Here is a 22,376-nt window from a genome sequence, read left to right as displayed (position 1 = left end):
AGCTTACCTCCCATCTTCTTTGTCCTTTGACAGCTCCTCAAAGTGTTCATATACAGAGCCGATTTCATCCTGAATAATTGCAAGCTGTTCATCTGTATTCTTGTTATATCTTTGCTGCATTAAACAAAAATCATTGTGGCAGCGACCGATTTCCTCTGTTCTTTCTTCCAATTCTTCTACCTTGTTATGAAGTCTGATTCTATCAATTACCGCCATAACTCCTGCTCCGATCACTACTGCTGTAAATACTGTTTTTCTTTTGTTCATACTATCTTTCCTTTCTTTTAGTGTGCATTTAATACGCTTTTGGCCAGTGTTCCGCTCTTTAGCATCATTAACCCCAGCAAAACCGCATAGCTAAGTACCGTCATGGTACTTGTGTGTATATCTGTTATTTCAATCGTCTTAACCAATACTGCGTAAATTCCAAGACAAACCATTAAAAAGAGTCCTTGTAGTCCAAGTGCAAATAGTCCCTTGATGTAATTTGTGCCAATTTGTCCCCATTCTTTGTTTCCCATTGTGGCAAAAGGAATGGCTGAAACCGATGAATAAACATAAATCTCAAACATTCTTCCGTAAACCACAAGCATAATTATTATGGAAATTGCCTGTATGGCAACCTTGATGATGGAGGTTTCAAAGAGAATCATGACAAGCTCTCCAAGTCCCTTTTCTTTTAGGGTATCCATCATCGCCACTATCTGATCTCCGGAAACGGTGGCAGAGGTGTTTATCACCCCTGCCGCCTTATTTACCATATGCTGTGCCACATCAAAGACTGCCATACTAAACTCAAAGGCATGGGATACTAACCATACAGCAATCCACATCTTGATGATATACTTGAAAAATTCAAAGGTATCCGTATCGTGCATATTGTTCTTTTGCATTACCATGTTGATAAGCTCGATACAAAGGACTGCTGTGATAATTAGTCCCGCTATGGGAATAATGACGGAATCGTTAATGCTCTTGATAAAGGCAAATACATCTCCGTTCCACCCCATAGGCGTTTTCCCTACATCTGTTGCAACTGCACCAACCTTGTCGTTGATGTCAAGAAACATGGACTCTAAGTTTGCTTGGATACCGCCCAGTAGAAGTTCCTTAAAGAATTCTTCTATCTTGTCGAATATTCCAAACATCTAAGCTCTCCTTTTCTTCTTACTTGAGTACATTTGCAAGAAGCGGAATCAGCTTAAGTCCGATAAGAACAATACCTCCTCCCGCCATCAACTGTTTCATCCCCAATTAGGTGTAAAAACTCTGCTCGATGGCGGGCGGCGGCGTACAAAAAATCTATATGGTGTTGTTAAGAGAACCGTCCCGGCGGGACAGGTCAGGCAGTGACCTGTTCCACCTCCGGGATGGGTTTGAGATTAAAATGAATTTCGATAGAAATGTGTCTTGTTTTATCTTCGTCAATGCGCTCATGCACAACGATTTCTTTGATTAAGCGGTTGAGGGTGGCTGCGTCCAGCTCTGTGATGTTGGCGTATTCCTGAATGGCTTCCACCCATTGTTTTGCATCATTGGCAAGCTGGACTTCATCGGACAGCCGCTTTCTGCCCTCGGACACTTTTGTTTTAAGCTCCGTCTGCTCGGTCTGTGTCTTTTCCAGCATGGTGTTGAAATTCTGCTCACTGATACGCCCTGCAATCATATCCTCATAAAGCCGCATGACCATTTTGTCCAGAACCTCAATCCGTTCCTCGTCCCTTGTAAGGGAGCGTTCCATTGCTTCCCGCTGTTCCCGCTGCTCGGCTTCACAGGTATTGGTCAGGCGGTCGGCAACCGCTTCCCCGTCCATCAGGGCAGCTCTGGCACATTCCCGGATTTTCCGCAGCACATGGCTGTAAAGGGTGTCATAATCAATCCGGTGCTGGGTGCAGTGGTTCTTTCCAAAGGCATTGTAGGTCTTGCAGGAGTAAATCCGCTGGGGATGTTTAGCGTTTGTGTAGCGTACCGTCAGCGACTTCCCACACTCGCCGCATTTTAACAGTCCGGCAAACAGGCTGATTTCATTGGTCTGCCCCGGACGCTGGCGGGATTTCAGCTTGTTCTGCACAATGTCAAAGCTCATGCTGTCAATCAGCGGTTCATGCTGTCCCTCCACCACAATCCAGTCCTCCGGCTTCTTTTCCCCAATCGTGCCGATTTTGAAGCGGTAGTCCTTTTTCTGGGAAGCAATCGCCCCGGTGTAGACGGGATTCATCAAAAGGTCTTTGATAACGGAGAAGTCCCACATATACCGCCCGTTTTCTGGGTCTTTCTTTTCCCATTTGGTGCGGGTATTGCGAAGCCCCCGTTCCCGGTTCCACCATGTAGGGCAGGGGATTTTTTCTTTCTCCAGCCGTCTGCGGATATAGTTCGGACCATGACCGTTCAGGGCATATCCGAAAATCAGCCGCACAATCGGGGCGGTTTCCTCGTCAATGAGCAGATGGTTTTTGTCCTCCGGGTCTTTCCGATACCCAAACGGGGCAAGACACCCGGTAAACTGTCCTTTCTGCGCTTTCAGAAGATAAGAGGAATGGACTTTCTTGGAAATATCCTTGCTGTACATCTCGTTCAGGATATTCTTGAACGGGGCAATGTCGTTGTTATCCCGCAGGGTGTCGATGCCGTCATTCATGGCGATATAGCGGACACCGTTTCTTGGGAAAAAGTCCTCAATCAAATGCCCGGTTTGCAGATAATTACGCCCCAGTCGGCTGAGGTCTTTCGTGATGACAAGGTTGATCTGCCTGCGCTCAATGGCTCTCAACATTCTCTGTAGGTCAGGACGCTCCATGTTAAGACCTGTGAAGCCATCGTCCTGATAGACTGCCACAACCTCCCATCCCTGCTTTTCGCAGTATTTTTCCAGCATATCACGCTGGTTTGCGATACTGGCACTTTCGCCTTGCAGGTCATCGTCCTTTGACAGCCTGCAATAGACCGCCGCACGATAACCCCCGGCAAGTGCCGAACCGATTGTTCTGTATTCCATTTCGTTCATCATAGCCATTTACCCACACAATCCAGACGGTATCTGGCTCTTTTGAACCTCATCTTCATTATAGCCTATATCTTTCTTTTTAGCAAGATATTCTTTTGCATTTGTCTTTCCGTATTTCTGGGAAATCAGGCTGACGAACACATCAGTGGCGTCAAGCTCCCCGTCAAATACAGTGGTCACATGAATCTCTGTTTTGTTTTTTGCCATAGGCAGTTATCCTCCATACATGAAAATAGCCAGACAGAGGGTGTCGGCAACGAAGTCCGGCAACGGACTTCAAAAGACCTTGCAAACAATCTCAATCTGGCGATGGTTACTATTTATACTTTTCTTTTATTTTTTTGTTGTTTTGGTTGTTATAAGGGAGAAAAGCCCGGAAATAAGGGGTTTTTCCCGGCAACCGGCTCGGCAACGGGATAACAACAGGGGGTGCAACGGGCTGTCCTTTTCAGAATGGAAGCTCCATCTGTTCTGTGACCTCCACAAAACCGTCCATCGTTTTTTCAGACGGGTTGCCGGAGTCCGTTGCCGGGTTTTCACGCTCCCAGCCCTTTTGTCTGCCATATTCGGAAAACATTCTTGGGTTTGGGAAGTACCGCCAGCTGGAAATGCACTGGTTCATAATCTCGTTGATTTCCCGGATTTCCCATTGCTTCGGCTCGTCAAAAGCATGGTTCAAGGCTTCCTTATAGAGCTGCTTGGAGCAGACCATGCTCCCGGTGTATTTATCAAGATACGCCTGTATCATCCCGGCTTTGGTGTCCTCCGGCATAAAATCCCGCTGGTGTTCTTTGAGATACCGCTGCATGGCGGGGCTGAAAGCCAGCTTGAACCTGCCGCTTTTATAAATCTCCATCGCTTCCGCCCACATCTGCCCGATATAGGCTCTGGAAGCGGCTTCATCCTCCAAAATGTGAACTTCCGCCTGCTCCGGGTACACCATGACCGGGATAAAGCGGCGGTTGCCGGAACGGTCAAGGGGCAGGAAGTCAAGGGCATTGGAAGTGCCGCCAAACACGCACTGACGGGGGCGGTCTGCCGGGTGGGTTTCATAAGGTATCTTGTAGACCTCTTTCTGCCGGCTTAAAAATGACTTGATTTCCTCAATGCTCTTGGCGTTGGCGGTTGCCATCATTTCCGACATTTCAATAATCCAGTGACCTTGCAGCTTGCGGTACACATTGTCATCGTCCAGCTTCCGCAAATCATCGGAGAACCACTCGTCCCGGACTGCCAGCAGCCGGAAGAAGGTGGACTTTCCAGCCCCCTGACCGCCTACCAGACAGAGCATGATTTCAAACTTGCACCCCGGCTGAAAGGCTCGTGAGATTGCACCCAGCAGGAACAGCTTCAACGCTTCATAGGTGTAATCGTCTGCGTCAGCCCCCAGAAAGTGCCGCAGGCAGAAGCGGATTCGCTCTGTCCCGTCCCACACAAGGGTATTGAGATAGTCCCGGATGGGATGGTACTTGTTTTCATTCGCCACAATCCCGATGGCGTTATCAATCTTTTTCTCATTGGTAAGCCCGTAGGTTTCTTCCAGATAAAGAAGCAGATACTTCATGTCCGTATCGTTCAGGGCGGTGCTTTCTCTGTGAAAACCGATGGGCTTTATGATGTCCTTGCGGTCAGTCAGGATGTTGTATGCGATAGCCCCTGAAAGCAGAGGGTCACGTTGGAATACGGTCAGGCAGTTCCGTATGCTCTGACGGACACCGCCTTTCTCGGTGGTTTCCAGCCCCGCCTTGATTTCCTCAACGCTCTGGGGCGGCTGCATGGCGTTCATAGTGTTTTTTAGTTCTTGCTGCGTCTGCGGCTGCAAGTTCTGCCATTCGCTGTTCAAGCTGTATCACATCCTTTCCGTAGTCCGTAATCAAATCCGCTTTTTCCTCTGTTTCCCCGAACAGCAGCACATCCAGCAGATATTCCACTTGGGCTTGCTTCTGTAAGGCTTCCACAAACCGGGGATGAAAGGCTTCCTCCGGGGAGTGCGGGGCGTAGTCCGTTCTCCATGCCATCAGCAGATGGAGATAATCGGCAAGAATACGGAAGCAGCGATTCTTTGCTTCCTGAAACTGTTCCTCCGGGGATTTCTGCCGGGTCTTGGGCTTTTTTACCTTTCCCGGCGGTTTCCAGTCCTCATAGGAAAGCCCGAAGTCCTGTGCCAGCTGTACGGCGGCTTCTTTCTTTCCCAGCCCATACAGGGCGGCGGCAAAATCAATCACATCCCCATCCGCACCGCAGCCGAAGCAATGGTAACGCCGATCCAGCTTCATGCTTGGGGTTTTATCGTTATGGAACGGGCAGCAAGCCATCCCGTTCCGACCTACATGGATTCCATAATACTCCGCAGCCTGTCTTGTTGTGACGGACTGCTTCACAGCTTCGAATACATTCAAATCTATCCCTCCTTGAAAATAAGAAAAGCACCTGACATTCTCTAATTGAAAATGGCAAGTGCCTGTTAAAGTTCCATATCCTGTTGTCTGTGTTTCTCCTGTGCCGGGGCGGTTCTTTGTGCTTTTTTCTCGTCAGTCTTATCCTGCAAGACTTCTTTGATGGGCTGCTTCTTGGGCGGCTCTTTGCTTTCCTCTGTGCCGGGTGTGGCTTTCCGTACCCAGTAGCGGATGTCCCGCAGCTTCTTCAAATCCTCCTGTACCTCGGTCAGTGGTACTTTCAGCTCTGCGATTTCGCTGAGAAGCGTTTCCTGCTCCTGTTGCAACTCATTTTTCGTTTTATCCTTATCGTCCGGGTGCTTGGCAAGGTAGTCAGCGGCTTTCTCATACCGGGCAACCTCCGGGTGTTCCTGTTTGAATTTCCCCTTTATTTTCTTAAAAAATATCTTCTGGTACTTCTCATAGACAGCCTTACATTCCTTGCAGTCTGTCCGGCTGGCAAGAATCCCGTCAATCACTTTGCTCCGGGCTTCCTTTGGCTTCATCTGATTGCGGTAATCTGCGGCTGATTTCCCGGAAGATTCCAGAAACGCTTCTAAGTCCTCCACAGTGGAAAGCCCCTTTTGCCGGAGATAGGACAGGGCTTCGCTGACTGCCTTTAAGTCCTGTGAAGTTCCCCGGTTCTGTCCAGCCCTTGTCCAGTCCTTCCGTTCTTCCTTTCGTATCTCCATATACTTCATCAGCAGATTGGGAAGAAGTGTCGCTTCCTCCGCCGCCTTTTGTGCAAGCAGCTCCTTCCGTTTTTCTCCCAGCTCGGTAATCCAGCCTTTGAGGTTTTGGATAAGCTGCCGGATGGACTTCATCAGGCGGTTGGCGGCTCTGATTTCCCGGTTCAGGTTGCCGATATTCGTCTGGATACCTCGCTTTTCCATCTGCCGGACAGCAGTCCCCTCATGGACAGTGGGGACTATATCAAGCCCCTGTCTGGCATAGGAACGCAAGTCCACACGCTCCGGGCGGTCATTGGCGTCCAGATAGCGGTTCTGGATAACCTCCCATTCATGCCGCCAGATTTCACAATACTTCTGGTCGTTCCAGTCCACCGTATCCTCCTTGTGGCTTTTCCACCTGCCGGACGGCAGCTTTATCCGTTCCCCATTCTCGTCAAGGTCATAAACCTTGCGGCTCTTGGGAAGCCATTTTCCATGTTCATCCATTGCCCGCATGGTCAGCAGGACATGGGCGTGGGGATTGTGTCCCGGCGGATGGGGGTCATGGATGGCAAAATCAGCAATCATGCCTTTGGAAACAAACTGCTGTTCACAAAACTCCCGTACAAGGACAGCGTACTGGTCGGGCGGTATCTCTCTGGGAATGGTAAGCACCCACCGCCTTGCAAGCTGGGAGTTCCATTGCTTTTCCACCGCTTCGGCGGCATTCCATAAAGTATTGCGGTCTGCATATTCCTGTGGAGCATTTGCCGGGAGCAGGATTTCATTGTGGACGATACCACGCTTTTCCGGGTAGTGCTTTACTTGCTGGTCGTATTCACAGAACAGCTTTTCGCCGCTTTGGTAAGCAGCGGCGGCAACCGCAGACTGCCGCTGGCTGCGCTGAACAATCGTGATTTCGTTGTGTGGACAAGGCATTTCGTGTCCCTCCTTTCGCTAATTGGTGGATGGGGTGGCGTTTTACCACCTCATTTTGGGCAGAAAAAAAGCAGGAGACCTTTTTCAGATTTCCTGCTCGGTGTGCCACTGTGTGAGCGGCGGGTATTTAGTTGTAAAAGTTCGGGACAAGTTGACCCGATGTAAAGCTAACAAACTGGAATTGCACCAAAACAATCTAAGACAACAACGCTGCCCTACTTGCGATTTTTTCTTGTACTGCGGAAACAGTTTCTTGAATGGAATAAGTGGTCGTATCTATAACATTCGATTCATATATTCCCAGATTGCAAAATTGCTCCCACATGGTTTCTACCAATTCGATATTTGTCTTTCGGTCTAACTTTGAGCGTTCAACAGCTCGCTTCAAGGTTTCTTCCTTACTTGCCCTTAAAATAATATAATGCACCTCATAATGTTCCCGAACAAGACTTTGCCACGGCTTTAAAAACCACGGTCCGATAATACCGTCAACAATTACATCATATCCACCACGAGCATATCGCTTCGCAGCTTCTAAAAACGCTTCAATGACAATCAAATTTTGCTCATTTGATTCTGGCAAATGCGGTGGTATTGCCCCTTTACTCAAATAATGATAAAAGTCATCTGTGTGCATATGCACAGACTTTTCCAAATCTGATTCTTTTGCAACAGCAGATGCCGTTGTAGTTTTTCCTGTCCCCGGCGCACCTGTGATTACAATAATTCTACCTTGATTCATCTATATTTTACCTCCACAAATTACGATTTTCTTAATTCTACAAACTGGAATTTGAGTCTCTGTAAAGCTGGAATTAACCCATACAATTATTTTAATTTAGAGGTTCTTACGCAATTATCCGTATTTTGTAATTTTTCAATACTGGAATGCCAGTGTAAATCAGCATTCTCCATTTTTATTAAAGCGAAAAACGTAAAATTGCGGAAGAACCAATTTAGATATTCACAATTTTACTTGCCACAGTATCTCGAAAAACACTGTCATGTTCTACCAGGAGCATGGTCGGGGCAAACTCCGTTATGAGTTGTTCAATCTGCATACGTGAGTACACATCAATAAAGTTGAGCGGTTCATCCCATACATACAAGTGTGCCTTTTCACAAAGGCTTTTCGCAATTAGGACTTTCTTCTTTTGCCCGCCAGAAAAGTCTTTAATATCCTTTTCAAACTGTACACGCTCAAAGTCCATTTTCCTAAGAATTGCCTTGAACAAACTTTCATCAAGGTTGTTTTCTTCTGCAAACTCGGAAAGGGTTCCACATAAATACGATGTATCCTGTGGCACATAAGAAATTACAAGCCCAGAGCCAAGTGTTACTGTACCCGTATAATCTATGGACTGCCCGACTACCAACTTTAACAGGCTACTTTTGCCACTGCCGTTCTTTCCATCAAGCACAATGCGTTCTCCCTGTCTTATTTCAAACGAAACGGGTTCACAAACTGAAATGCCATCATAATAAACTACTACATTCGATAATGATGCAAGCAAATCTGTATGGTAATTAAGCGGTTGTATCTTGAGGGCTTCTGCGGTTTCCATATTTTTCAGCAATGCTGATTTTTGTTCGATTGTCTGTTGTTGTCTCGCTTCTATAGATTTTGAACGCTTCATCATTTTGGCGGCTTTATGACCGACATAACCTTTATCTGCTGCCCCAATTTTGGAAGCTTCTACACGTTCAGACCATACTGCAGCGCGTTTTGCCGACTGCTGTAATCGTCTGATGTCCTTTTGCAAACGTTCGTTCTGAGCCAGTTCAAATTCTTGCTGTCGCTCAAAATTTGACATCCATGATGAAAAGTTTCCTCTTTGCACTTCGATATTCGCTCGGTTAATCGATAGAATATAGTCAACACAATCGTCAAGAAAGCGACGATCGTGAGAAACTAAGATGAATCCCTTTTTCTTTTTCAGATATGCCGCCACACTTTTTCTCGCTTTGGCATCCAAATGGTTGGTAGGTTCATCAATCAGTAGGAAATGCCCTTCATTAAGAAAAAGAGCGGCAATCAAAACCTTTGTCTGCTCTCCGTTGGAAAGTGTTTCAAAAGGTCGCCAAAGCACATCGACATCAACATCAAGATAAGAAAGTTCTCGCATAAGTTCCCATTCTTCCGCAAGTGGGCAAATCTCCTGCAATATATCCTCTGTAATACGATTCTTATCTGAAACGGGATAAGGAAAATAATCAAACTGTACGGATGATAGGATTTTTCCACTATACTCATATTTCCCAAGCAGAAGATTCAGAAAGGTTGTTTTACCTCGTCCGTTTCTGCCCACAAAACCAAGCTTCCAATCGGTATCAACCTGGAAACTGACATTTTCAAAAACATTATCATAACTTGTCGGATATGAAAACGTAAGGTTTTCAATTTTAATCATTGACATAAATATTATCCTCCTTTGCATGTCATACGATACAAAGTCGGTTCGGTGAATGTTTACTACGTATAGATTTCACCAAAAGGAACCGACACTATACGGAGTGAATCATGTGTAACTATCTGTTCTGCACTATTCATAAAGCACCTCCAAAACAAAATAAGAGCCACAAGAAAGTTTATCCTTGCAGCTCGTCATAGCATAAAATAACACCACTAAGCAAAAGTGGCAACAGCACTATATTGAGTAAGATAGACATATAACTTTCTTGCAATAGACACAATAATGCCAAAGTATAGCACTACCGCATATTTTGATTTTATTTGCAAGAAAAGTTAATCATCTTCCCACCTCTTTCTAAATTTCAAAATATTATACCATAAATCGCAGGCAAATACAAGTGGTTATAAAAATTTAACAAATCGCTTATAATACAATCATATAACTTTACGCATTCCTTACTGACCGTAAAATTCCGATTTATTGCTGACTTTATTATACTTTATTGCCTATCGAAAAGATAGCATATTTTATGAAACTTGTCGGCTGGGAACAGCTTGCAACGCAAGGTGTCCCCAGATGACAAGTCCACAAAAGGGTAGCTGGCGGTAGCCAGCGCAGGGGAAGCGTAGCGTCCCCTGTATGATTTGGAGCAGACCATGACTGCGAAAAATCACAGCCCTCCGGCAAGGAGCCTTCGGAGAACGCAATGCTCCAACCTTTGGGTGGTGTATAATTGCGCCCTTAGTAAACTAAGGGGTTTCCGGCTTCTCACGTTCCAGCAGTTTCTTCAATAGTTCCTGCGTGTCCTGCCTGTGAAAAATGAGTGTCAACAACAGCATGACATCATCATCTGTCAGGCGTTCCGGCTCTTGCAGAAAACTTTCCAGCATACCGCCACGAGTACAGAGCCGGTGTGTCCGTTCTTTTCGGGTAAGCTGCTTTAGCTGGTGCTGCAATGCCTTTTCATCATTGATGGCTTTCCGCAGTTTCTTTTCACTCTTTTCCAACTCTCGGTTGAGCTTTTCCAGCTTTGAGGTATCAGGCAAGGGCAGCGTCCTCCTTTCCCGGTATCAGCACATAAATCCTGTTTGGTTCTCCAACGCCCTGACGCACTCGCATGATCAGTCCGGCGGTTTCCAGTTCATTCAGAGAACGCTTGACCGTCATGGGGCTGCGGGACAGGACTGCGGCAATGGCTGTGACAGGGAAGCAGATAAACAGGATTCCGTTCTCGTCCTCCTGTCCGTTGGATAGCATAGCGTCCAACATCCGGCAGTACATGACCTTTGCGGTGCTGCTGACTGGAAATCCTGTCAACGCTCTGGGAAAGGGCATACAGGGCGGCAACGGTGTGCCTATCGTCATAAATTCAAAATTCATTCGGTGTGTTCCTCCTTTTTCTTTGCTCTTTTGGATAAATAACGGGGGCAGTCAACCACAACCGCCCGGAAGCTCTGCTTGCACCCATGCTTGCATTTCCGGCATAATTCGTTGTAAGTGACACGCCCCCGGTCATTGAGGTAAAAAGAAAGCTCATGCTTCCTCTTTTTGCTCATTCTCGGCATATTGCGTTTCCTCCCGTTTTAGTGTATAGTTTCGGGGCGATTTTCGGCAAAATTACGGTCATAGAGCCGTCTAAAATCTCCAGAAGTATCAGCAATAGGGTAGACTATCCCCCTATCAGATTGTCGTGTTTCGGTATCATTTCGGTATCAGTTCGCCAGTTCTCCCCGGTGTCGTTCCTCCCCTGAATCTCACAGCGGCGTATTGCTCCCTTTGGTACGCTCGTTTCGGTCAGGGTTCCTCCATATCCCTGCCAAAAGTCATGGCGCTACATCGCCGGGGAAGCATATCCCACACAGGCTGGTCATTCGATTGGAATAATCCATCGATGAACTACCTGTATCATAGAACATTTTTGTGCCCTGTGCCGTATGTCCACAAAGTAGGAATTAAGGGTAAAAATCAGAAATTTCCACGATTGCGGAAAGTATGATATAATCCAGTTAAGCGGCAGTAATGAAACCGCCGGAAAGGAGCGTGCGCCCATGAAAGGAGCGACAAGCATACAGGAACGCCTTTGGGAACTCCGCAAGGACAAAGGCTTAAATCTGGAAGAATTATCAGAGCTGACGGGCATTTCCAAATCAGCTCTTGGCAGTTATGAAAAAGAGGATTATAAGGAAATCAATCATGGCAACCTTATCACGCTGGCAGACTTCTATGGGGTTTCCGTTGATTATCTGCTGTGCCGGACAGAGAACCGGGAGCAGATCAACACGCCACTAACAGAGCTGCATTTGAATGATGAGATGGTGGCACTTCTGAAAGGCGGTCGGATTAACAACCGTCTGCTCTGTGAGCTTGCCACTCATAAGGACTTTATCAAGTTTCTTGCGGACATTGAGATTTATGTAGATGGGATTGCCACCATGCAGATTCAAAACCTCAACGCCCTTGTCGATACTGTCCGGCATGAAATCATTGAACGGTATCGCCCCGGCGAAGACGACCCGCATTTGAAAGTGCTGCAAGCCGCCCATATCAGCGATGATGAATATTTCAGCCACATGGTTCTTGATGACCTCAATCTCATTATCCGGGATATTCGGGAAGCCCACAAAAAGGACAGCGAGAGTGCGCCCCAGACCACCGTTGCCGATGAATTGAAAGAAAATTTGGAAGCGGTTGAAAATTTCAAGGGCAGTCGGGATGAAAAGCTGGTTGTCCTTTACTGCAAGCAGCTCGGCATCAACTATAAAAATCTGTCAGACGAAGAATTTCGCTGGCTCATTCGGATTCTACAAAAATCAAAGAAAACAGGAACTCCTATCAGTCAAAGGAAAAAACGGTAAAGAAAAACCGCTGTTGCATGGTTGTGTTTGCTTCCATGTAGCAGCGGTTGGTGCTATACTTATTCAGTTAAAATTTCAAAGCGATAAAGTGGAATTTATCTTAGAAATTACAGCAATGTTATTTTGATAAACTTTCAAGAATTGAAATATCATGCTTATCTTTATCTCTTAATTCATAACCTGAATGGAAAACTCTTTGGCCTTTTAAGGATATACAAGGAATTGTTTTTCCTTCAAAAAAAGCACTACCAAAGTAATCTTTTTCAAACTCATACCAGCCACCCTCTAAATCAGCTTGTTTTGAAGTTCCGTCCTCACTTAAAACGAACGGGTGAATGTCTAAGTAACCAAGTTCATCACTATATAACTCTATTCTAACCGGTTTCCAGTCTGTATCAATTTTATAGCCCAGATTCAAAAGCACATTTAACAATTTTTCCGTATGTTGAGCATCAAAATTTATATCTATATCTCTATGAATTCTTGTTTGTTTACCAGCTAAAATATCTACACCCCATCCGCCATCCAACCAGTATGTAATTCCAGTATTTTCGAATAATTCTATTACTTTCATTAAATCTTCTTTTGTTGTTATTTCTTTTCTACCCATACAAAGTCTCCTTTACAACTTCTAATTTGTAATAATCATTCTACCATACCGTTATGAATAAATCATCTCATGTAAAACAATTTCTTCTGCCCGGTTGTGAATGTTATTGCAACGCTGCACCCATTCCATTTGACGGGTACGCTTCAATTCCTCGGTCACGCCCTCGGCAGCTTTCATCTGCTCCATGATGGTGTCTAACCGTTTCTGTGCCTGTTCGTTCAGGTCTGCAAGATATGTCCACAATTCCCCGGTCAGGGTCAATGTGTGTAATCTGGCTGGGCAGACTTCTCTTAAATATTCCCGGTGCATCCGTCCGTACTTTCCGATGGGGCGGTGTTCCTCCGGCAACTTCAAGTCCGGGATGTAGTAATCTCCAACAAGGATATAATCAATTCCGTTTTCTTTTATTCTTGGTTTCAATTCGCTCATGTTCCTTACCTCCTGTGGAAGCAGGCTCGTCTGGTACTAACTCAATCACATCGGTAATCTCACAATTCAGCGTTTCGCAGATACGGGCTAATGTATCCATGCTGATGTGCTTTCCCTCTTTGCTCATGTTGGCAATCATATTTGTTGTCATACCAGCGGCAAGCCTTAAATCCTCTTTTCTCATATCACGCTCTAACAGTGTGTGCCAGAGTGGTTTATAGCTGATGTGCATATTGTTTTCCTGCCTTTCTATCCATACCACCGGAGCGGCTGCCCCGGCAGGAACTTTTCTCTTATTATAGCACCAATCTTGTGAAATCACAATTTATTCTTGTAGCCTGCCGCTGATACCGTCTGGATTGGCTTTTCCTTTCTTTTTGTTCCCTTTAATTAGCCATGAACTGCTTTATGCCCTGACTCTTTGCTTATGTGTGATAAAGAAGCAATAGAAGTGCAAAAAATTTTGCCGTTCCTATCCGACACTTGGCCATTGTGTCGGATAGGTCGGGCGGTTATTCGGGCAAGTCAATCTTGCCGACAAAGCTGTAATAAATCTCAATGTCCTGCCTGCGGGTGCCGTTCTCATCATAGCTGCACTCATGCACCACAATTTTCTCGATCATTTCCCGCAAGAGAGTGGGGGTCAGTTCTTCAAAGGCAAGGTGCTTGCGGACAATGCCCATAAATTTCTCGGCGTTGACGGTAGCTGCCTGTGACTTGTCCAGTTCGGCTTGCAGGGCGGCGGCTCTCTTTTTCAGCTCCGCTTGCTCGGCTTCGTAGTCAGCCGACAGTTCCATGAAACGCTCATCGCTGATTTTGCCGTTTACATTGTCCTCATACAGCCGCTTGATAATGCGGCTGATTTCAGAAATGCGTTCCTGCGCCTGTTCAAGCTGCTTGATGGCTGCGGCGGTCTTTCGCTTGCCGCCGATCTCGTTCTGCTGGACAAGTAGTTTCACAAACCGGCTCTCATGCTTGGCTGCGTATTCGGTCACTTGCCGGAGATTTGCCAGGACACCAGCGGTCAACAGATCGGTGCGGATAAAGTGCGCCGTACAGTTGCGGGTGCGCTTCTTGTAGCTGCCGCAGATGTAGCAGTCCTGTTTGCGGTCTTTGTTCTGATACCGCTGCTGATACAGCACATGGCCGCAGTCGGCGCAGAACAAAATCCCGGAGAACAGCCCCACTTCATCGTAGCGGTTCGGGCGTTTGCGCTGTTTGCGTAACTCCTGCACCCGTTCCCATGTTTCCTTGTCGATGATCGGCTCATGGTGGTTCTCGAAAATGGCCTGCTTCTCGACGGGGTTCTCTATGCTGTGCTTGACCTTATAAGAAGGCTTTTCCGTTTTGAAGTTCACCAGACATCCGGTGTACTCTCGGTTTTCGAGGATATGAACGACGGTGTTGGTCGCCCATTTGCACTCATAGCCTGGGTGATAACGGCGGGTGCTGCCTGTCCGCTGATATTCCAGCGTCCCCGGCGTGGGGATTTGCTGCTCCGTCAGCATACGGGCAATCTTGGTCGGGCCGTTCCCGGCAAGGCAAAGCTGGTAAATCTGCTGCACCACCGGGGCGGCTTCCTCGTCTATAATAAAATTCTCGTCCTCGTCCATCACATAGCCGTAAACCGGCTTGCTGGTAACAGGCTTGCCGCTCATGCCTTTTGACTTTTTCACTGCCTTGATTTTCTTGCTCGTATCTCTCACCAGCCATTCATTGAACAGATTTCGCAGCGGGGTAAAATCGTTGTCCATGCCCTCGCTGGCACTGTCCACATTATCGTTGACAGCGATAAAACGCACACCCTTTTGAGGGAACAGCATTTCCGTGTAAAACCCTACCTGCAAGTAGTTTCGCCCTAACCGGCTCATGTCCTTGACGATGACCGTACCCACTTTCCCGGCTTCAATGTCCGCAAGCATGGCTTGAAATCCGGGCCGCTGGAAGTTCGCGCCGGAAAAACCGTCGTCGGTGTACCAGCGCAGATTGGTAAAGCCGTTCTGTTTTGCGTAGGTTTCGAGTATCCTTTTTTGGTTCGATATGGAATTACTCTCGCCTTGCAATTCATCCTCGTGGGACAATCTCGGATAAAGGGCGGTAATGAGGTTTTGGGTGGCTTGTCTTAACATAAAATCCTCCGTTTCCGACAGCCAGCCCCACTATTCCGTGGTTTCATTGTACCACGGAACGGCGGGGGCTGTACAGCGGCAAAAGCGTTAAATTTGCTTCTTTACAGCTTTTCAATTTTCCGATTTTTATGGTATGGGTTGTCGTCCCATATTTGCAGTAGAAAAGTTCATAACTCCGTGGTATACTCTGATTTAACAAAAAAATCAGAAGTTAAAGGAGAAAACATGAAGTATACAATAGATGAATTAACCGCGGCCAAAAGGCAAATTGATTCAACTCTGCACAAGCTAAGAGAAACAGTAAAAACATTTGAATCAAAGGATAATTCCGAGCGTTATAAATCACAAATCACATTGGCAAAGAGAAGAATAAAAGCCTTTGAAATTGCAAATTATTTTATAGAGAATGAGATTAAGAATTGCTAAAGCACTTCCGATTTTCGTTCCAGCGGTCATGCTCCCTGGCATGGCCGCTTTTCCATGCCCCGGTTCACGCCGGATAAGTCGGCTCCTGTGTAGCAGCGGCTTCCGCTTCCAGTACCCGCGCCATTTTGTCGGCGGCTGTGGTTGTGGTGTCTTTCTTGAAATAGCCGGACACGACAAGGACGGAATTGCCCATGCGGATTTCCGTCACACAGTCAGGGCGGCGGGTGGTGCGGGTGTCGTGCTGCTTGTTATCTGCCATAGGCAATACTCCTTTCAGTCGGTAATCAGTTTCTTCATGCTCTCCATTTTCCGCTTGGCGGTTTCCTGCCGGAAGTTGTCGCCGGTAAAGCGTACCGGGACGCACATGGAAAGCAGGCGGTCATAAATCCGGGAATGGGCGGTGTCCTCCGGGTTGTGCAGGTCGTCCAGCGTAAGGTTGGTCGTGACGATCAGCGGCTTGCCGCTGCGGTAACGGCTGTCAATCACATTGAACACCTGTTCCAGCCCGTATTCCGTCCCGCGTTCCATGCCGAAGTCGTCAAGGATCAGCAGCGGATAACGACAAAGGCGGGAAATGTACTCGTTGCGCCCCTCAAAGCTGGCGGCAAGGTCATTGAGGATAAGAGCAAAGTTCGTCATGCGGACGGGGATTTCTTTCTCCATGAGGGCGTTTGCGATACAGCCTGCAAGGTAGCTTTTGCCGGTGCCTACGCCGCCCCAGAACAGGCAGCCGATATTGTCTGTCCGCATATCTTCCCAATGCTCCACATACCGGCGGGCAAGCCCGGTCTGCGGGTTCCTGCCGTTGTCGTTCTCGAAAGTCCAGTCCCGCATGGTGGGGTCGGTAAAGCCCCGGCGTTTCAGTTCTTCCACGGTGTCAAGGTGTCTGCGCCGCTTTTCGGCGGCTTCCCGTTCCTCGCGGGCGGTTCTCTGGCAGTCGCACTCTGCCGGGTGGCGGTCGCGCCCGAAGATAGCGGCCTTATCCGGCGCAAAATAGGCTTCTTTCGGCTTGCGGCACTTGCCGCAGTACAGTAAACCGTCCTCGCCGGTGTAGTCCTCCGGCTCCGGGATGGTGGTCGTCATATTCTCCAAAACCGCGTTGATTTCATTCTTCATAAACTCTCGCCCTCCTTGCATGAGTAGTCTGGTATGCCCTTTTTAGGGGCTTCCTTTTTGTCGTTCCCCGCCCATATCCGCAGGGCGGCGGCATAGTTCTGGTAGCTTTTCCCGTTGGCGGCAAGGTAGCGGCTCATTTCCTCGATGAACCGTTCCAGCCTGTCAGGGTACTCTGCCTGCAACTCGTCGTATTCGGTCTGTGACAGAAAAATATTTCCATATCGGCCATAGGGCGCGGACGGCCCCCCACTCACTCCCTTTGTTTGGCTCTCTGTAAGGTTGTTTATAGTAGTTTGGTTAGGGGACGGTTTTCCGACCATCATAAGGTCGGTTTTCTGACCATCAGTAGGACGGTTTTCCGGCTCTATGAGGGGCGGACTTCCGGCCATCAGTTGGTCTGAAAACTGTACCTGTGGCACTGGCGGTACTTTGACATAAAGCCGGTTCGGTGCGGAGAAGCCGCCCCGTTCCCGTTCCAACAGCCCCGCCGTGTCCAGTTCATTAAGCGCCCCCTTGATGGTGGTGCTGCCTTTATCCAGTATTTCTGCTATCTCCGCGATGGGATAGATAATATAAATCCTGCCCTCGTCGTCCAGCCACTTGTTTTTCTGGGAGAGGGTGGAACGGTCTAACAGCAGCGAATACAGCAGCTTGGCGGTCTGTGAAATCTCCATTTTCAGCAGGAAACGGGGATACGGCAGATAGGCGGGCAGCCGCGTGTCTGCCCTGATATAATCAGCGATAGGATCACCTCCCTGTGTTCGGGTTGATTTTGGCGTATTGTCACGCATTAAAACGCCGTTTCCGGGGGAAAAGGATAAATGTATCGCGTACCCTTTGACACCCACGAAAAAAGCCTTGATTTATGCGGGTTTGAAAGGCTCTAAAGCGTGACATCTCTGCCTTTGTTTCCGCTTTCTCTCGGCGGCTTTGATTTTCTTCATGCGCCCGGCGCAGTCGGGGCAGTATTTTCCCCGGTTGGATTTGGGGACAAAGGCCGCCCCGCAGACGGCACACCGTTTCCGGCTTCCCCGGCACAAGAGGGCTGCGGCCAGCTCCCCGTCAAGGGGCAGGACAGCCACACGGAACCAGTGGCACATGAGGGAAAAGGAAATGCTCTGGACGCACACGCAAGGCTCCCCGTCGTCCAATAGCAGGCAGTTCCCCTCATCGTAGTTACAGCACTCATGTACCAGCCGCCGCGCCCGCCGGTGCTGGCGGTAGTCCATGTGGGGCAGGTTATCGCTCATGGCTCTGCTCCTTTCTGCGGTGCGGCTCGTCCCGGCGCAAAATCTGGTCGATGTTCCGCTTGACGGTCTGCAACTCCTTGAACCGCTGTTTCTGTTCGTGATAGGTGTTATACAGGCCGTCTTTCTCGGAGATAAGCTGCTCGATCTCGGCCTGCAACGCTTTCCGGGCGGGCAGCTTGGTAATGCCATGCGCCTTGAAATACCGGGCTGCTGCGTCGGCTATGATAAAATCGCTCTCATGGGCCTGCCGGTATGCGGCGCGGGCTTTCTCGGATTTCTGTGCCCGCAGCCCGTCGCGGGCGGCCTTGGTCTGGGCGTAGGCCAACACCTGCCGCTGCAACTTCTTTTTCCCTTGCAGCTTCGTTTCCAGTGCTTTCAGTTCGCCGCTGGTCTGGCGCATTTTCTGATAGGCGGTGTCAACGGCGGCTTCTAACTGCTCCGGGGAAGTAAAGCCGTATTGCTGGTAGACGGACAGCGTTTTGGCGGCCTGCTTCAGATTGTGTATCTTCGCCCAGCGTTCATAGCCCCGGCCTTTGCCCTCGGCCATTTTCTGCTCAATGTCCACAAGCCGCTGCACTCCGTCCTGTTTCGGGGCGGCTATCTCGGCTCTGGCAACCTGCAAGCGGTCTTTTATGGTGCGTGGGGGATCGGGGGATCTGGCTGGCGCTTCGGCTGCTCTGGCGGCGTTTTGCTCTAAAACGGCAAAGACAGCGGCGCGGTCAAAATCGTCGCCCAGCTTCCGGGCGGTAATTGGCTTTGTCCTGTCCGGCGTGAGGTAGGAAAGCCGCCCCCGGCTCTCCTTGACGGTCACACCCTCCTGCAGCAACAGAGAGGAAAACTCGTCAAAGCTGGCGGCGGTGGCAAGGGCTTTCCGTAGGGTCTGCCGCAGCTTCTCCTTGTTCGTTTCAAACTTGGTCTGCCGGGGCGTGATACTATCGGCAATCATGGGGGCGTTCTGCTTGTCCAGCGCGGCCTGTCCCTTTTTCTGCGCCCAATACTCCCGGTCGGTGACGCGGTTCTTGCTGCCGTTCAAGAGGTCGATTTGATAAAGCCCCTCCCGGTGGCACATCTCCATGACTTCGGATTTGAAGTAGCGCAGGGCAGCGTCGGTACATCGGTGCTTGCAGCCGACTTTCGTATCGGCCGGCCTGTCCATGTAGGGCAGGAACGGCACTTCCTCAATCCGCAGGCTGTTTATGACGATATGCACATGAATGTTGCCGCTGTGGTTATGCCCGTCCGGGTGGGTGCAGACAAGGGCCTGGTGGCCGGGAAAATGCTCTTTACAGAATTGTTCCCCCAACGCCTGCGCCCGGTCTACGGTCAGGCCGTTGTCCGGCCCGTCCCGCGGGTCAAAGCTGATGATGTAGTGGTGGCTTTTCACATCTTCCCGCCGCTGGTTTTTCTGATAGCGGAGATTGGCCCGCATACACGCAACGGCAAAATCCTCCCCGTCGCAGTTCAGCGTGGACAGCCGGTAGTCCTCGCGGGGGATAAGCCTGCCGGTTTCATCAAGGACGGGCTTCATGGTAAACTCGTCATGCTCAAAGAGAAGATATTGCTCGGCGGCTCCGTAGTCGGCGTTTTTAGAGTTGATATGCTTGAGTGTTGCCAACCGCGTCACCTACTTTCTTGAGGACTTCATACTTGAGGACGGCAAGGTCGGATATGGCGGCGCGTACCTCGCCGGAAAGGGTGTTGTAGGGTACGCCGTATTCGTTCAGATACCGGGCAATCTGATTGAGGTTGCCGCCGATCCTGCCGTACTCGGCTGTCAGCTTCCCGACAGCGGAAAGCAACTCGTCATTGACCGACGACACATGGACAACCGGGCGTATGGTCGCCCGCCGTATCGCCTGCCGGAGAAATTCGGACTGGCTGATACCATAGGGCGCAAGCCGCGCTGTGAAGTCGGCATACTCATCTTCGGACAGCCGGGTTTTCACAACGCGGCTGCGGTGGGGCGTGTTGTATTTCTTTCGCATGGTGTGACCTCCTTTCTCGCCCGTAAGGGCGCATGAGCAGGGTTTGGGGAAGGCACTCCCCAACAAGTTTCCCGCGAGGGGCAAAACTGCAGAATTGCGGATTTTGGCACCGTGGTAGAAACTTGCTCTCCGTGACTGCAAACTTTCTCTCACTTCCGTCCGCCACTTTTTTGGAAAACTGCAACCACAAAAGTTTGTTTCTCTTTTTCTGCTACTACTAATCCTGTAAAGGGCATTCCTGCCCGCTTTCGCTAAAATGACACCGGACGCAGTGGTTTCTACCCGGTGTTGGAGAAATCCTTTCTCTTTGCCCTCTACTACGGGTAAATGCTCCAAATGCCAAACACCAGGGCAGAAAAATTCCCTCCTCGCTTACTACTACAACCGGCAGGGGGCAAAATGGCCGGGAGCGGAGCCGGACAACAAAAAAAGCAGTAAATCTTTTTCAAGACTTACTGCTTTCGCTGGCCGCGTCGGTGGCGGCTGGTATTCAGTTTTTATGACTTGTCCGGTGGTTCGTCAAGCCGGAACTTGAATTGACAGTCAATTAACCGCTGCTTTACATAGTCCTCCACCTCGGCGTTGACCTGCCCGTTCACTTTTGAGAAATAGCGGATATATCCGGCGTAGTGGAGCAGGACAGCGTTCACGGCTTCTGGGTCGCCCTCACGGGCTTTGAGGATTGTTTCATAGGGGAGAAGTCTACTCATACCGGCTCACCCCCATTTCTTCGCGTAGCCGCTGCAAGGCAAGCTGGATATGCCGCCCCGCTGTGCTGCGTGACCGGCCAATACACGCGCCGATCACGCGCTGCGGCTGGCGCAGAAAGTAATAGCGCAGGATTTCTTCCCGCGTCTGCTCCGGCAAAACAGAGATCGCGTCGGCAAGGGCGGCGTTGCAGAGCAGGACGGTCTGACCGCAGACGGTAAATGGGTATTCCTCGTCCGGCTCCGACGCGGCAAACTGGACAAACTTCTCGTTCATCAGATAGTCAAGGGAAACTTGCCGTTCCCATTGCCGTTTAAGCTTCAAAATCTTGTCCAAGGCGGCACAGCGGATAACAGTCTTGCAAAAGGCGTTGTACCTGCGCTGGATATATTCTTGATAGGCTATCTGGTCGGTCATGGAAATTCCCCTTTCTGAATAATAGTGCGGGGCGGTGGCACTTCTTGCTGTCGCCCCTTGATTGCCTACCAGCAAAGGCGGGCGGGGCTGTCAACGGCTGCGCATATGCGCCGTTCATCTTGACCGTTGACTGGCTCGGCTGGGTTTGCTATTTACCCGACAAACTTGAATTTATTTTAAGCTATCACGTTTTACCTTCTTAAGCCTTACTATCATTACCATAGGAATTTCTTTGTTGGTTTTAAAACATTCTTCATAAAATCCATCAATGACAAATCCAGCTCTAAAACAAAGGTTAAAAATATCTTGTATGGAACGATGATAATAAATCTGCTCTTTCGGTTGCCCTTCAATCGCTATATCATAGTAACTGTGCGGTGTCATATATTTTTCAGTCAACGTGACAAAACAAGGGTGTTGCGTTGCAAAGACAAAAATTCCGCTTTCCTGCAACAGTTCATAAACAGCCATAAGAAGTGGTTCAATATCCGTAATATCCATAATTGCCATATTAGAAACTGCTTTCGTAAAGGCTCGATTTCTTTTTAATTCTAATATACTTTTTCTATCGGTCGCATCCGCCACACAAAATTCAATTTGTTTTGCATATTGTGATTGCCGTCTTTTAGCCAATTCTATCATTTTTTTGCTGTAATCAAAAGCGACAACCGAAGCGCCTCTTTGTGCAAGATACGAAGAATAATTTCCATTGCCACACGCAATATCCAAAATGTAATCCGCAGGATTAGGAGATAGAAGTTCCGTTACTTTGGGACGCACTACCTCTCTGTGAAATTCATTAGATTCGTCACCCATTGCATTATCCCAAAATTGTGCGTTCTCCTCCCAGATTTTTTTACTTTCCTCTGTTCCCATGTTCTCTCCCACTCCCCAAATTTGCTTTTTTGCTTCCATTAAATCTTCCTTACTATATTCCATTGTTACCCTCCATAACTTCTGATTGTTGCCGTCTTGACGATTATGTATC

At 48.6% G+C, this 22,376-nt stretch carries 27 protein-coding genes and 2 pseudogenes; 2 read left to right on the top strand and 27 right to left on the bottom strand.

Features of this window, described 5'->3' with window-relative positions; genetic code table 11:
* Positions 1-3 precede the first annotated feature (3 nt).
* From FYJ34_RS10190 to FYJ34_RS10125, 13 genes and pseudogenes are all read right to left on the bottom strand, one after another.
* Positions 4-267 carry a conjugal transfer protein gene (locus FYJ34_RS10190; protein WP_154478311.1) on the bottom strand — a complete coding sequence of 88 codons (264 nt, stop codon included), beginning with the start codon at positions 265-267 and terminating at the stop codon, positions 4-6.
* Between the two features lie 17 nt (positions 268-284).
* Positions 285-1,148, bottom strand: coding sequence for a VirB6/TrbL-like conjugal transfer protein, CD1112 family (locus FYJ34_RS10185; protein ID WP_154478309.1), 864 nt, complete (start codon positions 1,146-1,148; stop codon positions 285-287).
* A 19-nt stretch (positions 1,149-1,167) separates the two neighbouring features.
* A pseudogene (locus FYJ34_RS10180) lies at positions 1,168-1,251 on the bottom strand (Maff2 family mobile element protein); the annotation flags it as partial.
* 91 nt (positions 1,252-1,342) lie between these two features.
* Complete coding sequence (locus FYJ34_RS10175; protein ID WP_002584321.1) at positions 1,343-3,013, bottom strand: recombinase family protein; 1,671 nt, start codon at positions 3,011-3,013, stop codon at positions 1,343-1,345.
* Complete coding sequence (locus FYJ34_RS10170) at positions 3,014-3,211, bottom strand: hypothetical protein (protein WP_002592708.1); 198 nt, start codon at positions 3,209-3,211, stop codon at positions 3,014-3,016.
* A 241-nt stretch (positions 3,212-3,452) separates the two neighbouring features.
* Positions 3,453-4,790, bottom strand: a complete 1,338-nt coding sequence (locus tag FYJ34_RS10160) for a virulence-associated E family protein (RefSeq protein WP_002584323.1) — start codon at positions 4,788-4,790, stop codon at positions 3,453-3,455.
* Positions 4,759-5,403: a CHC2 zinc finger domain-containing protein gene (locus FYJ34_RS10155; RefSeq protein WP_002584324.1), complete on the bottom strand. Its 645-nt coding sequence runs from the start codon at positions 5,401-5,403 to the stop codon at positions 4,759-4,761. Before FYJ34_RS10155 ends, FYJ34_RS10160 begins: the two co-directional genes overlap by 32 nt.
* Before the next feature lie 65 nt (positions 5,404-5,468).
* A complete protein-coding gene (gene mobQ, locus FYJ34_RS10150) occupies positions 5,469-7,049 on the bottom strand; it encodes a MobQ family relaxase (protein WP_002584325.1) in 1,581 nt (526 codons plus the stop codon).
* A gap of 196 nt (positions 7,050-7,245) precedes the next feature.
* A complete protein-coding gene (locus FYJ34_RS10145) occupies positions 7,246-7,791 on the bottom strand; it encodes a P-loop nucleotide/nucleoside kinase family protein (RefSeq protein ID WP_002584326.1) in 546 nt (181 codons plus the stop codon).
* Between the two features lie 214 nt (positions 7,792-8,005).
* On the bottom strand, positions 8,006-9,466 hold the full coding sequence (locus FYJ34_RS10140) for an Lsa family ABC-F type ribosomal protection protein (protein WP_002584327.1): 1,461 nt from the start codon (positions 9,464-9,466) through the stop codon (positions 8,006-8,008).
* Between the two features lie 746 nt (positions 9,467-10,212).
* Complete coding sequence (locus FYJ34_RS10135; protein WP_002584328.1) at positions 10,213-10,509, bottom strand: DUF3847 domain-containing protein; 297 nt, start codon at positions 10,507-10,509, stop codon at positions 10,213-10,215.
* Complete coding sequence (locus FYJ34_RS10130; RefSeq protein WP_002584329.1) at positions 10,502-10,843, bottom strand: DeoR family transcriptional regulator; 342 nt, start codon at positions 10,841-10,843, stop codon at positions 10,502-10,504. Before FYJ34_RS10130 ends, FYJ34_RS10135 begins: the two co-directional genes overlap by 8 nt.
* A complete protein-coding gene (locus FYJ34_RS10125; RefSeq protein WP_002584330.1) occupies positions 10,840-11,028 on the bottom strand; it encodes a hypothetical protein in 189 nt (62 codons plus the stop codon). Before FYJ34_RS10125 ends, FYJ34_RS10130 begins: the two co-directional genes overlap by 4 nt.
* A 483-nt stretch (positions 11,029-11,511) precedes the next feature.
* Here FYJ34_RS10125 and FYJ34_RS10120 point away from each other — a divergent pair, with 483 nt between their 5' ends.
* A complete protein-coding gene (locus FYJ34_RS10120; RefSeq protein WP_002584331.1) occupies positions 11,512-12,318 on the top strand; it encodes a helix-turn-helix domain-containing protein in 807 nt (268 codons plus the stop codon).
* 118 nt (positions 12,319-12,436) lie between these two features.
* On the opposite strand, the gene FYJ34_RS10115 is transcribed toward FYJ34_RS10120, so the two are convergent.
* The 5 genes and pseudogenes from FYJ34_RS10115 to FYJ34_RS10100 all read right to left on the bottom strand — a co-directional run bounded on the left by FYJ34_RS10115 (position 12,437) and on the right by FYJ34_RS10100 (position 15,486).
* Positions 12,437-12,928, bottom strand: a complete 492-nt coding sequence (locus FYJ34_RS10115) for a nucleotidyltransferase domain-containing protein (RefSeq protein WP_002584332.1) — start codon at positions 12,926-12,928, stop codon at positions 12,437-12,439.
* 51 nt (positions 12,929-12,979) lie between these two features.
* The gene (locus FYJ34_RS10110; protein ID WP_002584333.1) at positions 12,980-13,357 is read right to left on the bottom strand and encodes a TnpV protein; all 378 of its coding nucleotides are present in this window, start codon (positions 13,355-13,357) and stop codon (positions 12,980-12,982) included.
* Positions 13,317-13,589, bottom strand: coding sequence for a helix-turn-helix domain-containing protein (locus FYJ34_RS10105; RefSeq protein ID WP_002584334.1), 273 nt, complete (start codon positions 13,587-13,589; stop codon positions 13,317-13,319). The genes FYJ34_RS10110 and FYJ34_RS10105 overlap by 41 nt, the downstream gene beginning before the upstream one ends.
* 196 nt (positions 13,590-13,785) lie before the next feature.
* Positions 13,786-13,848 (bottom strand): annotated as a pseudogene (locus FYJ34_RS15705) (Maff2 family mobile element protein); the annotation flags it as partial.
* Positions 13,849-13,869: 21 nt separating this feature from the next.
* Positions 13,870-15,486 carry a recombinase family protein gene (locus FYJ34_RS10100; RefSeq protein WP_002596236.1) on the bottom strand — a complete coding sequence of 539 codons (1,617 nt, stop codon included), beginning with the start codon at positions 15,484-15,486 and terminating at the stop codon, positions 13,870-13,872.
* A gap of 225 nt (positions 15,487-15,711) precedes the next feature.
* Between FYJ34_RS10100 and FYJ34_RS10095 the strand changes: the two genes are divergently transcribed.
* A complete protein-coding gene (locus FYJ34_RS10095) occupies positions 15,712-15,912 on the top strand; it encodes a hypothetical protein (protein ID WP_002596235.1) in 201 nt (66 codons plus the stop codon).
* Between the two features lie 64 nt (positions 15,913-15,976).
* Here FYJ34_RS10095 and FYJ34_RS10090 read toward each other — a convergent pair whose 3' ends face one another.
* The 9 genes from FYJ34_RS10090 to FYJ34_RS10045 form a co-directional block, all read right to left on the bottom strand.
* Positions 15,977-16,171 (bottom strand): transposon-encoded TnpW family protein, encoded by a 195-nt coding sequence (locus FYJ34_RS10090; RefSeq protein ID WP_002596234.1) that lies wholly within the window; start codon positions 16,169-16,171, stop codon positions 15,977-15,979.
* A 14-nt stretch (positions 16,172-16,185) separates the two neighbouring features.
* Complete coding sequence (locus FYJ34_RS10085; RefSeq protein WP_002596233.1) at positions 16,186-17,028, bottom strand: ATP-binding protein; 843 nt, start codon at positions 17,026-17,028, stop codon at positions 16,186-16,188.
* Positions 17,025-17,759: a replication initiator protein A gene (locus tag FYJ34_RS10080; RefSeq protein ID WP_087325174.1), complete on the bottom strand. Its 735-nt coding sequence runs from the start codon at positions 17,757-17,759 to the stop codon at positions 17,025-17,027. The genes FYJ34_RS10085 and FYJ34_RS10080 overlap by 4 nt, the downstream gene beginning before the upstream one ends.
* Before the next feature lie 132 nt (positions 17,760-17,891).
* Positions 17,892-18,278, bottom strand: a complete 387-nt coding sequence (locus tag FYJ34_RS10075; RefSeq protein ID WP_002596231.1) for a cysteine-rich VLP domain-containing protein — start codon at positions 18,276-18,278, stop codon at positions 17,892-17,894.
* The gene (locus FYJ34_RS10070; RefSeq protein ID WP_002596230.1) at positions 18,268-19,893 is read right to left on the bottom strand and encodes a relaxase/mobilization nuclease domain-containing protein; all 1,626 of its coding nucleotides are present in this window, start codon (positions 19,891-19,893) and stop codon (positions 18,268-18,270) included. The genes FYJ34_RS10075 and FYJ34_RS10070 overlap by 11 nt, the downstream gene beginning before the upstream one ends.
* Entirely contained in the window at positions 19,865-20,263 is a 399-nt protein-coding gene (locus tag FYJ34_RS10065; RefSeq protein ID WP_002596229.1) for a plasmid mobilization protein, read from the bottom strand. The genes FYJ34_RS10070 and FYJ34_RS10065 overlap by 29 nt, the downstream gene beginning before the upstream one ends.
* A 497-nt stretch (positions 20,264-20,760) precedes the next feature.
* The gene (locus FYJ34_RS10055) at positions 20,761-20,973 is read right to left on the bottom strand and encodes a helix-turn-helix domain-containing protein (protein ID WP_002586615.1); all 213 of its coding nucleotides are present in this window, start codon (positions 20,971-20,973) and stop codon (positions 20,761-20,763) included.
* Positions 20,966-21,388 (bottom strand): sigma-70 RNA polymerase sigma factor region 4 domain-containing protein, encoded by a 423-nt coding sequence (locus tag FYJ34_RS10050; RefSeq protein ID WP_002586616.1) that lies wholly within the window; start codon positions 21,386-21,388, stop codon positions 20,966-20,968. The genes FYJ34_RS10055 and FYJ34_RS10050 overlap by 8 nt, the downstream gene beginning before the upstream one ends.
* Before the next feature lie 171 nt (positions 21,389-21,559).
* Positions 21,560-22,327, bottom strand: a complete 768-nt coding sequence (locus FYJ34_RS10045) for a class I SAM-dependent methyltransferase (protein WP_002586626.1) — start codon at positions 22,325-22,327, stop codon at positions 21,560-21,562.
* Between the last annotated feature and the right edge of the window lie 49 nt (positions 22,328-22,376).

The sequence above is a fragment of the Suipraeoptans intestinalis genome (assembly GCF_009696485.1).
GTDB lineage: Bacteria > Bacillota > Clostridia > Lachnospirales > Lachnospiraceae > Suipraeoptans > Suipraeoptans intestinalis.
Note: the sequence above shows the minus strand (reverse complement) of the source record. Positions and strands in the feature narration are given on the sequence as shown.

Bases quoted from the DNA above. Each gene is read 5' to 3' on its own strand.
- FYJ34_RS10075 (WP_002596231.1), bottom strand. From the start codon at position 18,278: ATGAGCGATAACCTGCCCCACATGGACTACCGCCAGCACCGGCGGGCG.
- FYJ34_RS10190 (WP_154478311.1), bottom strand. From the start codon at position 267: ATGAACAAAAGAAAAACAGTATTTACAGCAGTAGTGATCGGAGCAGGA.
- FYJ34_RS10145 (WP_002584326.1), bottom strand. From the start codon at position 7,791: ATGAATCAAGGTAGAATTATTGTAATCACAGGTGCGCCGGGGACAGGA.
- FYJ34_RS10045 (WP_002586626.1), bottom strand. From the start codon at position 22,327: ATGGAATATAGTAAGGAAGATTTAATGGAAGCAAAAAAGCAAATTTGG.
- FYJ34_RS10090 (WP_002596234.1), bottom strand. From the start codon at position 16,171: ATGGCAGATAACAAGCAGCACGACACCCGCACCACCCGCCGCCCTGAC.
- FYJ34_RS10175 (WP_002584321.1), bottom strand. From the start codon at position 3,013: ATGGCTATGATGAACGAAATGGAATACAGAACAATCGGTTCGGCACTT.
- FYJ34_RS10185 (WP_154478309.1), bottom strand. From the start codon at position 1,148: ATGTTTGGAATATTCGACAAGATAGAAGAATTCTTTAAGGAACTTCTA.
- FYJ34_RS10065 (WP_002596229.1), bottom strand. From the start codon at position 20,263: ATGCGAAAGAAATACAACACGCCCCACCGCAGCCGCGTTGTGAAAACC.
- FYJ34_RS10050 (WP_002586616.1), bottom strand. From the start codon at position 21,388: ATGACCGACCAGATAGCCTATCAAGAATATATCCAGCGCAGGTACAAC.
- FYJ34_RS10055 (WP_002586615.1), bottom strand. From the start codon at position 20,973: ATGAGTAGACTTCTCCCCTATGAAACAATCCTCAAAGCCCGTGAGGGC.
- FYJ34_RS10105 (WP_002584334.1), bottom strand. From the start codon at position 13,589: ATGCACATCAGCTATAAACCACTCTGGCACACACTGTTAGAGCGTGAT.
- FYJ34_RS10170 (WP_002592708.1), bottom strand. From the start codon at position 3,211: ATGGCAAAAAACAAAACAGAGATTCATGTGACCACTGTATTTGACGGG.
- FYJ34_RS10085 (WP_002596233.1), bottom strand. From the start codon at position 17,028: ATGAAGAATGAAATCAACGCGGTTTTGGAGAATATGACGACCACCATC.
- FYJ34_RS10125 (WP_002584330.1), bottom strand. From the start codon at position 11,028: ATGCCGAGAATGAGCAAAAAGAGGAAGCATGAGCTTTCTTTTTACCTC.
- FYJ34_RS10100 (WP_002596236.1), bottom strand. From the start codon at position 15,486: ATGTTAAGACAAGCCACCCAAAACCTCATTACCGCCCTTTATCCGAGA.
- FYJ34_RS10095 (WP_002596235.1), top strand. From the start codon at position 15,712: ATGAAGTATACAATAGATGAATTAACCGCGGCCAAAAGGCAAATTGAT.
- mobQ (WP_002584325.1), bottom strand. From the start codon at position 7,049: ATGCCTTGTCCACACAACGAAATCACGATTGTTCAGCGCAGCCAGCGG.
- FYJ34_RS10115 (WP_002584332.1), bottom strand. From the start codon at position 12,928: ATGGGTAGAAAAGAAATAACAACAAAAGAAGATTTAATGAAAGTAATA.
- FYJ34_RS10120 (WP_002584331.1), top strand. From the start codon at position 11,512: ATGAAAGGAGCGACAAGCATACAGGAACGCCTTTGGGAACTCCGCAAG.
- FYJ34_RS10160 (WP_002584323.1), bottom strand. From the start codon at position 4,790: ATGAACGCCATGCAGCCGCCCCAGAGCGTTGAGGAAATCAAGGCGGGG.
- FYJ34_RS10130 (WP_002584329.1), bottom strand. From the start codon at position 10,843: ATGAATTTTGAATTTATGACGATAGGCACACCGTTGCCGCCCTGTATG.
- FYJ34_RS10110 (WP_002584333.1), bottom strand. From the start codon at position 13,357: ATGAGCGAATTGAAACCAAGAATAAAAGAAAACGGAATTGATTATATC.
- FYJ34_RS10140 (WP_002584327.1), bottom strand. From the start codon at position 9,466: ATGTCAATGATTAAAATTGAAAACCTTACGTTTTCATATCCGACAAGT.